15 protein-coding genes are annotated in these 14927 nt (G+C 31.8%); 7 read left to right on the forward strand and 8 right to left on the reverse strand.

All coding sequences use genetic code 11. The annotated features are described in order from the left end of the window. Positions 1 to 3: 3 nt before the first annotated feature. On the forward strand, positions 4 to 1671 hold the full coding sequence (gene gldG, locus N5D90_RS07060; RefSeq protein ID WP_280062020.1) for a gliding motility-associated ABC transporter substrate-binding protein GldG: 1668 nt from the start codon (positions 4 to 6) through the stop codon (positions 1669 to 1671). Between the two features lie 198 nt (positions 1672 to 1869). Here gldG and N5D90_RS07065 read toward each other — a convergent pair whose 3' ends face one another. After that, positions 1870 to 2220: a 4Fe-4S dicluster domain-containing protein gene (locus N5D90_RS07065; RefSeq protein ID WP_114999046.1), complete on the reverse strand. Its 351-nt coding sequence runs from the start codon at positions 2218 to 2220 to the stop codon at positions 1870 to 1872. 62 nt (positions 2221 to 2282) lie between these two features. On the opposite strand from N5D90_RS07065, the gene N5D90_RS07070 reads away from it, so the two are divergent. After that, positions 2283 to 3344: an acyl-CoA reductase gene (locus N5D90_RS07070; protein WP_280062021.1), complete on the forward strand. Its 1062-nt coding sequence runs from the start codon at positions 2283 to 2285 to the stop codon at positions 3342 to 3344. A gap of 128 nt (positions 3345 to 3472) precedes the next feature. Here the strand turns inward: N5D90_RS07070 and N5D90_RS07075 are convergent, their stop codons facing one another. Then, the gene (locus tag N5D90_RS07075; RefSeq protein ID WP_280062022.1) at positions 3473 to 5563 is read right to left on the reverse strand and encodes an outer membrane beta-barrel protein; all 2091 of its coding nucleotides are present in this window, start codon (positions 5561 to 5563) and stop codon (positions 3473 to 3475) included. Between the two features lie 115 nt (positions 5564 to 5678). Between N5D90_RS07075 and N5D90_RS07080 the strand changes: the two genes are divergently transcribed. The 3 genes from N5D90_RS07080 (at position 5679) to N5D90_RS07090 (ending at position 7591) form a co-directional block, all read left to right on the forward strand. Next, positions 5679 to 6113 (forward strand): hypothetical protein, encoded by a 435-nt coding sequence (locus N5D90_RS07080; protein WP_280062023.1) that lies wholly within the window; start codon positions 5679 to 5681, stop codon positions 6111 to 6113. A gap of 10 nt (positions 6114 to 6123) precedes the next feature. Beyond that, entirely contained in the window at positions 6124 to 6891 is a 768-nt protein-coding gene (locus tag N5D90_RS07085; RefSeq protein WP_280062024.1) for a helix-turn-helix domain-containing protein, read from the forward strand. Between the two features lie 73 nt (positions 6892 to 6964). Next, positions 6965 to 7591, forward strand: coding sequence for an SDR family oxidoreductase (locus N5D90_RS07090; RefSeq protein ID WP_280062025.1), 627 nt, complete (start codon positions 6965 to 6967; stop codon positions 7589 to 7591). Positions 7592 to 7658: 67 nt separating this feature from the next. On the opposite strand, the gene ftsY is transcribed toward N5D90_RS07090, so the two are convergent. From ftsY to N5D90_RS07120, 6 genes are all read right to left on the reverse strand, one after another. Further along, on the reverse strand, positions 7659 to 8621 hold the full coding sequence (ftsY, locus tag N5D90_RS07095; protein ID WP_038337066.1) for a signal recognition particle-docking protein FtsY: 963 nt from the start codon (positions 8619 to 8621) through the stop codon (positions 7659 to 7661). 124 nt (positions 8622 to 8745) lie between these two features. Then, complete coding sequence (locus N5D90_RS07100) at positions 8746 to 8895, reverse strand: DUF4295 domain-containing protein (RefSeq protein ID WP_084106961.1); 150 nt, start codon at positions 8893 to 8895, stop codon at positions 8746 to 8748. Positions 8896 to 8909: 14 nt separating this feature from the next. Further along, positions 8910 to 9092, reverse strand: a complete 183-nt coding sequence (gene rpmG, locus N5D90_RS07105) for a 50S ribosomal protein L33 (protein WP_038337065.1) — start codon at positions 9090 to 9092, stop codon at positions 8910 to 8912. An 11-nt stretch (positions 9093 to 9103) separates the two neighbouring features. Then, a complete protein-coding gene (gene rpmB / locus N5D90_RS07110) occupies positions 9104 to 9340 on the reverse strand; it encodes a 50S ribosomal protein L28 (protein ID WP_038337064.1) in 237 nt (78 codons plus the stop codon). An 82-nt stretch (positions 9341 to 9422) separates the two neighbouring features. Then, complete coding sequence (gene lnt, locus N5D90_RS07115; protein ID WP_280062026.1) at positions 9423 to 11078, reverse strand: apolipoprotein N-acyltransferase; 1656 nt, start codon at positions 11076 to 11078, stop codon at positions 9423 to 9425. 142 nt (positions 11079 to 11220) lie between these two features. Continuing rightward, on the reverse strand, positions 11221 to 12864 hold the full coding sequence (locus N5D90_RS07120) for a M1 family metallopeptidase (RefSeq protein ID WP_280062027.1): 1644 nt from the start codon (positions 12862 to 12864) through the stop codon (positions 11221 to 11223). Positions 12865 to 13479: 615 nt separating this feature from the next. On the opposite strand from N5D90_RS07120, the gene N5D90_RS07125 reads away from it, so the two are divergent. Further along, positions 13480 to 13806, forward strand: a complete 327-nt coding sequence (locus tag N5D90_RS07125; protein WP_280062068.1) for a tRNA-binding protein — start codon at positions 13480 to 13482, stop codon at positions 13804 to 13806. Positions 13807 to 13815: 9 nt separating this feature from the next. Next, positions 13816 to 14838, forward strand: coding sequence for a hypothetical protein (locus N5D90_RS07130; RefSeq protein WP_280062028.1), 1023 nt, complete (start codon positions 13816 to 13818; stop codon positions 14836 to 14838). Positions 14839 to 14927: the final 89 nt, after the last annotated feature.

The raw sequence follows: 14927 nt of genomic DNA on the forward strand, positions 1-14927 counted from the left end.
GCCATGAAAAAATTAAACAAAAAACATCTAATTACTTTCATCGCATTCATCGCGCTTTTTATCATCGCTCAATTTGTTTACACACGAATTGACATGACAAAAGACAAACGTTTTACGTTAACTTCTACAACCGAAAAATTGGTAGAAAATGTAAAACAACCGCTTAAAATTGAAATTCTTTTGGGTGGAGATTTAACAGGCGATTACAGAATTTTGAAGAACGAAATTCAGTTTTTATTAGACGAACTTCGCGAAAAAAACAGCAATATTTCTTATTCTTTTATTGATCCTGTCGATTTAGGACAAGCCGAATTAGAGCAAAATAAATTGACTCCAGTTCCTATTAAAACCGACAAAGGAATTTTGAATGTTTATCCGTACGCAAAATTAACTTACGGCGACAAATCGACTTATATGGAGGTTTTGGTCAATGATCCTTCTACTCCATTTGAAAAATTAGCATTAACTTCAACTGAAAAATTAGAATATTTATTTGCCGAAAAAATTCAGAAAGCAACCAATTTTGAGCGCAAACGAGTTGGTTTTATCGTTCATCATGACGAATTACCAGAAGCAAATATTCAAGGATTAGGTTCTGCTTTGTCAGAAAAATATGATGTGGAGATTTATCTAAATCCAATTGCAAACAAATCGTTTACTTTACAACCTTCTGATTTGGATAGTTTGAAACGTTTTGACGCCTTAATTGTAGCAAAACCTACATTACCTTTTTCTGATATGGATAAATTGGTTTTGGATCAATATATTATGAATGGCGGAAAAATGATGATGGCTGTGGAAACTGTCGATGCCGAAATGGATTCTATTTTCCGAAGTGGAAAAATCGTTGCTTTTCCAAGAGATTTGAAGTTAAATGATTTCTTATTCAATTATGGTGTTCGTATTCATCCAGCTGTTATCAAGGATATGAATGGAGCGCAAATTGTTTTGGCTGATGGCGAAACGGCTGGAAATACAAGTTACAATTATTACAATTGGCCTTATTTTGAGTTAGGAATAAAAGGGGAAGAAAACCCAATTACAAGTTCAATAGATCCTGTTTTATTTCAATTTGCAAATCCTATCGAATTGTTGAAAAATCCAAATATTAAGCAAACCGTTTTATTAAGTTCTTCTGAACAATCAAGTTTGAAACCTGCTTTAAATTATATTCAATTAAACGAAGTAGAAATCGAGAATCCTGAAGAATATAAAATGGGTAAAATTCCGATGGCAGTTTTGTTAGAAGGGAATTTCAATTCGGCTTATGCTTCGCGTTACGAACGCAAGGAATTTCCGAATTTCAAACCGAAAACTACCGATGGAAAAATGATAGTCATTTCGGACGGAGATGTTTTGAAAAATGCTTTGTGGAGAGGAATTCCGATGCAATTAGGAGAAAATAAATTTTCGGTTCGTCCAGATAATCCAGACGGAAAACCGAAAACATACGCCAACCAAACATTTATAATGAATGCGATGGATTATTTATTAGGCGATTCTGATTTCTTGGCTTTACGCAATCGTAAATTAGAAATTCCGTTACTAAGTGAAACAACTGTTTTACAAGAAAAATCGACTTGGCAAATGATTAATCTACTTGTTCCAACTGCTATTATTGGTTTATTGGCTGGAATTGGATTTTGGATTAGAAAGAAAAGATATTCTTAAAAAAACGAGTTTCGAAGCTCGAGTTTCGAAATTTATAAAATGCAATAGGGATTGAAGTGGAAATCCTTTTTTGATAACTGAGCGAAGTCGAAGTTTGAGAAAAAGATTGCAACGAAAAGCCCGCCCGAAGGGATTGCCCAAAGACAAAAAAAACCTCTCAAATTCTGAGAGGTTTTTATATGTAAAGTTGTGACGATTTTACTCTAAGTGCATAAACGCTTTTTTGCTCAAAAGGCGCTCCTCGCTTTCTACGTGGTTATCATCAGGCACACAACAATCCACCGGACAAACTGCCGCACATTGTGGTTCTTCGTGGAAACCTTTACATTCAGTACATTTATCGGGAACAATGTAATAAACTTCATCACTCACAGGATCTTGCACCGCATCAGCGTCAAAAGTTGCGCCGTCTACGTTTACAATTGTCCCGCTAAGAGAAGTTCCATCAGAATATTTCCAATCTACCGCAGCTTCATAAATTGCGTTATTTGGACATTCTGGCTCACAAGCTCCACAATTTATACATTCATCTGTAATAATTATAGCCATTGTATCTGTTTTTTTATTTCCTACATTTGCAACTACAAAATTACATTTAATTTTCAGAAAAAATGACATTTGAACAAAGGATTTCAGCATTTAACGAATTGGGACAGTTTTTTAATTTTATTATAAATAATGATTCGATTAAAGACGCGGAACTGACAGAAAAATTCGAGAATTGGAAAGAAGAAGCTGAATATGCGGTGAGCGATGCAGAAGCCTACAACAATTGGTTTACAAAAGAAAATATTACGTTAGCCTTGAAAAGTTGGGCGGAAGCTTTAACGGAAGAAAATTTATTGGCTTGGACGAAAGATTATCCATTTGCTGAAACATCAAAAAATGTTGGAATTATAATGGCAGGAAATTTACCTTTGGTTGGTTTTCATGATTTGCTTTCTGTTGTTATTTCTGGAAATAATGCGTTGATTAAAACTTCATCAAAGGATGATAAATTAATCAAATTAGCGATAAAATATTTGTATTCGATTGATGAAAATTTCAAATTGATTATTCAAACTGTTGAACGATTAGAAAATTTTGATGCAGTTATTGCAACAGGAAGTAATAACACGGCACGCTATTTTGAACAATATTTTGGAAAATTTCCTAACATTATTCGTAAAAATAGAACTTCGGTTGCTGTATTGAATGGTTCGGAAACTAATGAAGAGTTAAAGAAATTGGGTAACGACTTATTCATTTATTTTGGATTAGGTTGCCGAAATGTGACGAAACTTTATGTAAAAGATGAAGCGCAATTACCGAAAATTTTCGAAGCTATTTTTTCTTATGGCGATGTGATTAATCATCCTAAATATGCAAATAATTACGATTATAATCGTGCAATATTTTTGTTAGGAAAAGATGAATTTTTAGACAATAATTTTGTTCTAATGAAAAAAGATACAGCTTTACATTCTCCAATTGCAGTTGTAAATTTTGAAGTTTATAAAGATATAAATGATGTAAAAAATTATTTGATCGAAAATGAAAATCAAATACAATGCGTGATAGGAAATGACATGAAAGATAATCCGAATTATGTTGAATTTGGGCAAACTCAATTCCCTAAATTAACAGATTATGCCGATAATATTGATACGTTGAAATTTTTGGCGGAGTTGTAGATGTTAGAAAGCTAAAATTTATACTTATTAAAAACAATTAATATGTCTTGCTGAGCTCGTTTCAACATCACAGTCAAATTATAAATAAACAAAAAGAGAATCCTAAGGATTCTCTTTTTGTTTATTTATTAAAATGTCGCTGCTCCTGCAGTTTCATTTTCTAATTTTCGATTGATATTTGTTTTCTTACCTGTAGCAAAATCAAAACTCAAACCAACAACAAACATCGATTTGTTGTCCCAAATTTTCCCTACACGAGAATAATCCACATATTGTTTATCCATCGTTTTTTGCTTGTAAGTCGACGGCATTCCAATCCAATACATTCCTGTAGAAAAAGTCCAATTATTGTACTTATAACTCGCAAAAGCATGGTTCATGTTTTCTTGTGTGTACAACAAAGCTCCGCCCAACGTGTAATACGGAATATTAAATTGATAATCTACACGAAAGTTTTTGTAAACAGATGATAATGCAAAATAATTTCCGATATAATCATTCTTCAAAATTCTACCATCTTTCGTTTTGAAACGCTCTGTTGCTGGTGCTACATTTACTTTAACAGTTAAAATATCTGTTCCGAAAGGTTTGATAGAACCTGTAATTTGAACACCGTAACGTTGCGAATTTTGAGCATTTTCGTACGTTAATTTATACCCTTCTACATTTCCATTAATGATATTTTGCAAATACAATTGATTAATCGGATCTTTTGTATAATGATAAAATGCATTTGTATTTAAATCAAAATATTTTGAATTGAAGGAATAAATCAAATTATTTCCAAACGATTTCTGAATAGTTAAATACGGATTTCCTTCTTGTGTAATATTTTCCACAACCTGAATCACGTTTTTACTCAATGCCGAATTCCAAGGACTTGTTGGTTTATACGAACTCGAAAAACGTAAATTTTGATTCTTCGCTAATTCGTAACCCAATACTAATTTTGGCGTAAACGTCCGCGTATCTATGTTTGTATCTTCATTTTTATTATGAACATTCGTTAATCCAACACCTAAACGATACGACAGCTTTTTCGCTTTTCCTGAATATTCCGAATAGATATATTGTTCTAAATAATTTACTTTATTATTCGAAGGTCCATTTAAGTTTTCTAATTTATTATCAATTGAATTATTTGAAATTCGATAACCAGAATTTAATTTTCCTTTCTCGAAACTATGCGTATGCGCTATTTCTCCTACAATTCCTTTTTGATCAGCTTCTAAATTTGTCAGATAATTATATTGTTCCGCACCTGATAAAGTTTCCCATTCGCGAGTTTCGTCAATCGATTTGGTTGTATACATTGATCCTACTACATTTAAACTTAGGTCATCTTTCTTTCCTAATTTTCTCGAATAATAAAGATCTAATGTTGGTTTTGAATAATTAGAATTAGAATGTTTGTAAGTCGAATGATTCTCTAATAAACTATTTTGATAGAACAAACTTTTTCCATTTGCATAAGCAAAACTCGAACTGATATTCATATCCAACTTTGCTTGAAAAGCATATTTATCCGAATCCGAATTGGTATATCGCAATGCAATTGTTTGATCCGTATATCCAAAATATTCGTTGCGCTGATTTTCTGTTCTATAATGAATATTATTTAAGTTATAATCATAAATATTCATCGAAGTACGATCTTTATAATCTCTCAGATAGATGTTATACTCCAATCCAAAGTTATTTTTTCCTTTCGTAAAATTCGCATAAGCAGAACCATTTATAAAACCTGTTGTGAACGCCGAAGTAAGATCCGCTCCGTACACATAACCATTTTCTGGATTTCGTGTAATCAAATTCACCACCTGATCTGCACGATTTGCATAACGCGCTGGCGGAATATCAAAATACTCAACACGCACCACATCTTGTGGTTTCACGGCACGAATTTGATTATCTGTTGCTTCAATTCCATTAATCAACAACAAAGTCGTTCCACCTTTTGTACTCTGTATTGTATTCGAAATTGGATCAACTTGTAATTCAGGTAACGTATTCAACAAATCTTTTGCGTAGCGCGCTTTTTCCAACGCTTCTTTATCAAACGTATAAACTGCTTTGTCCGCAAACATTTTTTTGCGTTGCGATTGAACTAAAACTTCTTTTATTTCAATTGGATTATAGTCCGTTGAATCCTGCTTTTCATCTTGTCCAAAAGCAAAAATTCCTGACAATGTAACAGCAAGTACAAAAAATTTCTTCATGGTTAATTCTTCTATTAAGAGTTAGTGTATATTTAAATGACGCATGAAGAACAAATAAGTTACATAAGAATTGCAATTATTTTTGATAACTTTACGCTAAACAAGATTTTTGAGTTTGAAAAAATTATTTCTTTTTATCGCACTTTTCACAAGTTTCAATTTATTATATGCGCAAGAACAAGCCGAACGTTCGTTGACAGAATATCGTGTCGAAAGTTTTCAAACGCCTTTGGTTGCTAAAAAAATGCTATACGATTGGTTAGGAAAATGGGACAATGTTTTGTACAACGAAAACAATCAACCGTTGTTAGTTTGGTCGAATAAAAATATCATTAATGAATCCAATGAAACTTTTACTTTGATTGCATCGAGCATAGAAAATGACGAAGAAATGTACGGAACTGTTCAAGTTTTGACGAGTAAGAAACAAGATGCTTTAGCGAAAGATTCTCCTTTTAGAGAATATTTAAACGAGTTTCTAAAAACTATTTCGAAGAAAGAAAACAAAAGCAAAAAGTTTTATAAAGAATATATTAAGGTGGTTTATTAAAACTATTACAATGAATTTTCAAAGTATTCTTCCTGACAAATCAATCAATCTTTTTGTGAAAAACATTTGGGTTTTCGAGAATAAAGAAAATACGCAAACCTCTATTCCTTTTTTTGCTGATGGATATCCTGGATTGATGTTTCAAGAATCGAATCTTACTTTGAGCGTACTTCCTCATAACAAAAAAATGCCTACTCTTTTTTTGTATGGTCAAACAATTACTCCAATAACTCTTGAAATTAATAGTCCTTATCAGATTATTATTTTTCAATTTTATCCGTTTGTATTACGCGCTTTTTGGGATATTACGCCAGAAAGTATCAACGATAATTGTTATTTTTTAGATAATTCTTCTAATCAATCTCATCATAAATTGGTTGAAAATTTAATCAATGCTAAATCAATTGAAGAACGAATTCATTTGATTTCAAATTTATTGATTGATTATTTTGAAAAAAAGAAGGTCAATCTTGATTTATCTATTCGAAATGCTATTGTAAAAATTATTACCGAAAAAGGTCAAATACAAATCAATTCTATTGCCCAAAGTGAGAGTTTAAATATTCGAACTTTTGAAAGAAGATTTTTAAAGGAAACAGGTTTATCAGCAAAACAATTTTCAAAAATCATTCAATTTCAATCTTCTTTACAACAATTAACAGCCAAAGATTACAAAAAATTAACCGATATCGTCTACGAAAACGGTTTCTCTGATCAATCGCATTTCATACGAGTTTTCAAAGCTTTTACAGGAAAAACTCCGAAAAAATTTGGATAAATATTTGTGTCGTTTTTATTCTATTTTTTGATTTAGAATTTCACAAAATTTGTTGTATCAAAATTCTAAAATTATGAAGATTATTGTATTTGGAGCTACAGGTTCTGTAGGAGAAAAAATTGTGAATCAAGCATTGGAAAAGGGTTATTCTGTAACAGCTTTTGTCCGAAATCCTGAAAAATTAACTTCTAAAAGTCATCCAAATTTGAATATTTTTCAAGGTGATGTACTTAATCTTGCCGATGTGAAAGAAGCTGTTAAAAATCAAGACGTTGTTTTATGCGCTTTGGGCGATGGAAAAATTGGAAAAATAAGAGCTGAAGGAACTAAACAAATTATAACTGCATTAAAAGATTCTACAACAAATCGATTTATTTGCCAGTCAACAATTGGTGCCGGAAATAGTTATACCAATCTGAATTTTATTTGGAAATATGTCATGTTTGGTTTTCTATTGAAAAAAGTTTTACCAGATCATAATTTGCAAGAAAAATACATTATGGAAAGCGATTTAGATTATACAATTGTACGTCCAAGTGCCTTAACAGACGGAGAAATTAGTACTAATTATCAGGAAAACTTTGATGAAACTGTCAAAAAATTATCTTTAAAAATTAGTCGACCTGATGTTGCTAATTTTATGATTCAGCAAATAGATTCGAAAAAATATTTGAAAAAAGCGGTAAGTATTTCAAATTGAAAAATAGAAACAAAAAAATCCTTCAAAAAAACTTGAAGGATTTATATTTTTATAGAAATTAAATTTCTTAATTATTTCGTTTGAAAAAAGAATCGACAAACTCCATTTTATTGAAAGCTTGTAAATCATTGATTCCTTCACCAACACCAATGTATTTTACTGGAATCTTAAATTGATCTGAAATTCCAATTACCACTCCTCCTTTTGCTGTTCCATCTAATTTTGTAACCGCTAAAGAAGAAACTTCTGTTGCTTGCGTAAATTGTTTTGCTTGCTCAAAAGCATTTTGACCTGTAGAACCATCTAACACTAATAAAACTTCGTGAGGCGCATCTGGAATTACCTTTTGCATTACACGTTTTATTTTTGTCAACTCATTCATCAAGTTAATTTTGTTGTGCAAACGTCCTGCTGTATCAATCAAAACAACATCTGCATTTTGCGCAACTGCCGACTGAATGGTATCAAATGCAACCGAAGCAGGATCAGAACCCATTGCTTGTTTTACAATTGGCACACCTGCACGCTCCGACCAAATTACTAATTGATCTACAGCCGCCGCACGAAACGTATCTGCCGCACCAAGAACCACTTTAAGTCCTTGTGATTTGAACTGAGAAGCCAATTTACCAATCGTCGTTGTTTTCCCAACTCCATTTACTCCGACCACCATAATAACATATGGTACATCTTTCTTTGGAATCGAAAAACCGTTTGTATCTTCTATATTATTTTCGGAAAGTAAGCCTGCAATTTCTTCGCGAAGAATTAAATCTAACTCAGAAGTCGAAACATATTTATCACGTTCTACACGTTCTTCTATTCGACGAATAATTTTGATCGTTGTTTCAACACCGACATCAGAAGAAATCAATACTTCCTCTAAATCATCTAAAACCTCATCGTCTACTTTAGATTTACCTACTACAGCACGACTGATTTTATCAAATAGAGAAGTTTTAGATTTTTCTAACCCTTCATCTAATTTTTCTTTGCTTTCTTTACCTAATATCTTTTTGAACCAACTCATTAATAAGCTAAATTTCTTAAAATTTTGTACGAAGATACATAAAATATAAGGAAATAAAAAAGCCGCCCTGAAAACGAGGCAGCTCAATTAACCTTAAATATTTTTTGTTAAGGAGATGATTTGATTATTTCGTGAAGAAAGAATCTGCTTCATCAGCGTTAACTACTTTTTCAACAAATACGTAAGCTCCAGATTTTGGAGATTTTACCATTTTGATAACTTTGGTCATTTTTTTAGACCCAGTTTGTAGGGTTGCTACCGTTTTCTTTGCCATCGTCTAAAATTTTATTATTTAATCTCCTTGTGAATTGTATACTTTTTCAATACTGCGTTGTATTTTTTCAACTCAATACGATCTGGAGTATTTTTTTTGTTTTTAGTTGTGATATAACGAGACATTCCTGGCATACCACTTTCTTTATGCTCTGTACATTCTAAAATAACCTGTACTCTGTTTCCTTTTTTTGCCATGGTGTCTTAAATTATTTGATTAAACCTTCTTTACGTGCACGTTTAACAGCCTCATCAACTCCTAATTTGTTGATTGTTTTTAAACCGTGTGCAGAAACTCTTAATGTAATCCACTCACCAGTTTCTGGCATAAAAAATCTCTTTTTGAACAAATTCACTTCAAAAGTGCGTTTTGTTTTATTATTAGCATGAGAAACATTGTTTCCCACTAATCTCTTCTTACCTGTAATTTGACAAATTTTTGACATCTTATTTTGTATTGTCCTATTTTAAACGGAGTGCAAAGTAACAAATTATATATTACTTATACAACTCTTTAGGTTATTAATTTTATATTTTTTTCTTATTTTGTTTATATAACAACTTCTGCGCAAGAGTATAGGCCAAGATAATTCCCATTACCAACAGCGCTATCCTCGCGATTACATCGCCATATTTTGTGTAAAACGTTAATTCACTATTCATTAAAATTGTACCATTTAAGGCACCCTGCTCTCCATATGGTAAAGACTTCATTATATCTCCTCGCTGATTAACGAAAGCCGAAATACCTGAATTTGCAGATCTAACGATAGCGCGTCTATTTTCAATAGCTCTCAAATTACCATATAATAGTAATTGACGATGACCATCGGTAGAGCCCCACCAAGAATCGTTGGTCATTGTGAATATAACATTTGCGCCTTCTCTCACATATTCTGTCGTATAGTCTCCGTAAATAGATTCGTAACATATAACCGGAGCAACAGTAGCGTTGTTTGTTTTATTCTTGAAAACAGAACGATGAGGTTGAATCCCCAACGTTTTTGTTGTGCCGCCAAAGTTAAGCATAAATTCTCCAATAATTGGCATTAAAATGTTTCGATATGGAAAAATTTCTACTCCAGGTACTAATTTACTCTTATGATAAACTTCTATCGAATCGTTTCCACTTATCTGCAAAGCCGAGTTATAAGCGTCGTACCACGTAATTCCATCTCTCATAACAGATGCTGTTTCCGATGCTAAAGATTGCATTGGATAAATTCGCATGATAGATGCTCCTGTTACAAAATGTAAATCTTTTTTGGTTTTTGTCCATTGCTGAATGTCTTGTATAATTAAATCATCATACATATTATCAAAAATCAAGGCAGATGATCCGGGTACGGCTGTTTCTGGTGCAACAACAAATTGAGTTTTTGGTTGAATATTTTTCAGTGCCAATTGTTTCAATTCATCATAAATCTGCAAACCATCTTTCATATACTTTTCATTGTATGGATCAAGATCTGGCTGAAGAACTAACACATCAAGCGCTTTTCCTTTTTCTTCGTAATTCGCATAAATAATATAAGAAATCCCAATTGGAACAGCGATTAATAATCCAGCATAAATACCTAATTTGTTTAGATATCTCATTTCTTTCTTATTAATATAAGCCGTCAAATAATAGAATATTGTAATATTAACTAACCAAATCCAAAGTGCACCTCCAAAAGTTCCTGTGTACTCGTACCATTGCACCCATTCGTAATATTTTGCAAAACCATTTCCAAGGTTAAACCAAGGCCAAGTGAGTTCCCAATTCAAGGTTAGTTTATCAAAACTCATCCAAATCGCAGGAAGAAAAACCAATCCATACAGATTACCAGCTTTTGTTTTGACAAAATGATACAACTGAAAAACAATTGACATAAACAAGGAATTCGCCACAACTGGAATCAAATAAGCGCTCCACGAATTGTGCAAATCTCCATTCGCGTCCGTTTCTTGTGCATAATGCAGCCACCAAATTACAATCGCATTCCAAATAAAGAAAGCTAAAAACGAAAGTCCGAAAATTTTGCGCCCTTTTTTCTTGAATTCTGCGCGTTGCGTGATTTGATGTTCTGCCAACATCAAGGGTACAAATCCTATAAATAATAACAATGGAAAGCCATGCGATGGCCAACCTGCTGTTAATAATAATCCTGATAAGATTGCGTATGCAATATATTTTTTCATGTCACAAATTTATAATTTCATCATTCAATAACCGATGATATTTGTTTGGAATATTTTATAAATCATTTTGGATGAGAACCTGAAACAAGTTTAGATTGACTTTCTTTGTCATATTGAACTCATTTCAAGTTCTCATTTATTTTTAATATATAATATGCGTATCGATATAATAGTTTGGATTAATTGTAACATCAATCGCTTTTGTAATTGTTGAATTATTAATTGTTTGCCAATCAGTCGTTGGATTGATGGTTACATCGGAATCTTTCAATCGCAAAGGCATTGCAAATCCATCTACCACATTTGTATAACGATATTCAACTTTATTTCCATTTTGTTTAAGTTCTAAAGTCGGTACTTTAATTGTTCTTAAATATTGATTGAAAAAAGTGTTCAGATTTAAACCAGAAAACTTCGCAATATAATTTTCGATTTGCTCTGTCGTTACAGTTTGATGATAAAACTCTTTGTTTAATCCACGTAACATCTGTCTGAATTTTTCATCATTATTCATCCACGTTCTCAGCGTGTGAATCATATTTGCACCTTTATAGTACATATCACCACTACCCTCTTGGTTTACACCATATACGCCGATAATTGGAATATCATTTTGAATTGCTTTTCTCGTTCCACGCACATATTCGCTTGCTGCTTCTTTTCCATGATAAGTTTCTGTGAACAACGTTTCCGAATAAGCCGTAAATGCTTCGTGAATCCACATATCTGCCACATCTTTTTCGGTAATATTATTTCCAAACCATTCGTGACCAGCTTCATGAACGATGATAAAATCCCATTTCAATCCCCAGCCAGAACCTGATAAATCGCGACCTAAATAACCATTCTCAAATTTATTTCCGTACGCAATTCCAGATTGATGTTCCATTCCCAAATGCGGTGCTTCAACAATCTTGAAAGAATCTTCGTAAAATGGATAAGGTCCAAACCAATGCTCGAAACTTTTCAACATCAATTTTGCTTGTTCAAACTGCGATTTTGCTTTATCTATATTATAATCTAACACATAATAATCTAAATCCAATTTACCTTTTTCACCTTCAAAAGTATATTTGAAATTGACATAATGTCCGATATATGGAATAATGTTATAATTATTGATTGGATTGACAACTTTCCATGTAGAAATTGTTTTACCATTTTTCTCTTTCTTAGAAACTAATCGTCCATTACCAACTCCAACCAAATCTTTTGGGGCAATAATTTCCAATTCCATTCCATTATCTGGTTCATCACCTAAATAATCTTTGTTCGGAAACCAAGCACTTGCACCCAGACCTTGTACCGCAACAGACATCCAATCGCGACCTTTTTCATCTTTTGCAAAAATCCAACCGCCGTCCCAAGGTGCTCTCACTGCAACACGAGGATTTCCGTTATATTCTAATTCTAATTGATTTGAAGTATTCTTGATATTTTTTCCGACATTAATAAAATAAACATTCCCATCACGTTTGAAATCAGAAATTTTCTTTCCATTCAGTTTTACAGCCGAAACCATCATCGGATCTTGTAAATCTATCTGCAATAAATCTGATTGTTGAGGAGCAGTTTTATCAAATATAATTGTCGTTTTTCCTTTTATCGATTTTGACTGATAATCTGGTTCTACACTTACTTTATATTTTTTGACATCCCACCAATTTCGGAATTCATTATTCGTTCCACGAAGCGAATCTTGTCGCGTAAACTCTTGTTTGTTATTAAGTACTTGTGCATTTGTTGTTATCGAGATCAAGCCAAGTAATAGTACTAATTTCTTCATAGTCATTTTTAAAACATATCAAAAATAAGATTATATATTTGATAAATAAGCCAAAAAGCTATGATTACAGAAAAATTTAAAGAAAGAATAAATTATTTAAAAAATAATCACTTAATCGTTGAAGCATTGTACGAAATTTTAGATGAATTGAAATTAAAACATAGCGCTTTTACAGGTTTTACGTTTCGAGAAGAAATCGATCCAAAAGGTTTTTTATTGACTGCAGAAGGCGAAGAAAAAACTGGAATTACAATTCGTGTTCCACGTAATATCTTAGATTTTGATTTAGTATTACTTTCTAATGTTTTGATGCACGAAATGGTACATGTTTTTCAGCGTTCGGGTGAAAATCAAATCGAATTGCGAGAAGAACGCGAATGGCAAGCGTATACAGAAATGATTTTTCATAAACGATTTCCAAACGTTCCACCATTGACCGATTTTTACATCAAGCAATTTGGTGAAAAGGCGTTGACATATTACAACCGAATGCCCGATGATATGAAAACGAAATATGCGGATGAAAAAACTGATTTAGAAAAAATTCTGCAAACGATTTACGACAAAGAAAATAAACCAAAAGAAGAACCAAAACCTGAAAATAATACTGAAACAATTTCTTGGCAAGATTTTGAGAAAGTAGATATGAGAATTGGAACAATTATCAGTGCAAATGATTTTCCGAAAGCAAGAAATCCTGCTTATCAATTAGAAATTGATTTTGGTCCGTTAGGAATCAAGAAAAGTTCGGCGCAAATTACATCGCTTTATACCAAAGAGGAATTGATTGGAAAACAAATAATGGCTGTGGTTAACTTTCCGAAAAAGCAAATTGCCACTTTTATGAGCGAATGTCTCGTGATGGGCGTTTATGGAAATAATAACGATGTTATTCTCTTGAATCCCGAACGAAAAGTAGAAAACGGAAGTAAAATTGGGTAAACAATTAATATGAAAAATCTACTACAAACCTTTATTTTATTATCTTTTTTTATTTGTGTAAATATTAATGGACAAATAAAAAAACATCATTTTGACTATGCACTTCAATATTCGTCAACAGATGAATTGACATCTTATTACATTTTGTTTGATAGTAAAACAGAGGATTCTCCTTTTTTATTTTTAATATCAGATCAAGAATCATCTCAACTTTCTATTGATTCTCTGTTGAGTAATCCAATGAATTCTTTTACGAACTTAATCCTTTCAAAAAACAATATTACGTATAATTTCCCTGTTGAAATCTACGCGAGTGAATGGATTATTAATCAACCTTATTTCGCAAAGGACAATTTCAAGATGGCAAGTCATTCTATAATTAGTGAAACAGAAACAGAAAGACAATATATTAATTTGAATGAAGAATCTAGCAATAATGAAATTACATTTAAATCTATCGAATCTATAATTGGTGATAATTCGTCTAAAATAAATTTTAAACCTCTCAATAAAATAATGTTGGAGTATATCAATTATACATACGACAATAGACTTCTTGAAAACTTGAATCCTAATTATTTTTTATCTGCTATACACTCACATTATGAAGATTATTATGTTCCTTCATTCAAATTTTTCAAGTTGCATAAAATTAATACTGATTTTTATACAAATGATAAATTGATTGATTATACAATTCTGAATAAAAACAAAGATACTTCATCTAATCCCTTTCTTAATGACTTGGAAGAACATTTACCTTATTTTTGCAATGAATATGCCGCAGATGATATAAATTTTTACAAGGAAAAATATATTGATCAAATTCAGACCTATTATGTAGAAAACAGTTGCAACGCATATATTACATTTGGATACGCCGATAAAGAACAATATAAAAAAATGTTCAAAAAGTTTAATTCAAATATGTTATACAAGTATTCAAAAGATAAAGATTTTACAAAAAAATCATTAGAATTACTTAAAAAAGATATACAATCAAAGTTTGTTCAAATTGATCAAATTAACTAAAACTTAATGCTGACAATTTATCAACCAATAAACTGACTTTTTTATCGATAAATAATCAAATCATTCATCATAATCTGACAACATGACAT

The sequence above is a fragment of the Empedobacter sp. GD03797 genome, assembly GCF_029842105.1.
GTDB lineage: Bacteria > Bacteroidota > Bacteroidia > Flavobacteriales > Weeksellaceae > Empedobacter > Empedobacter falsenii_C.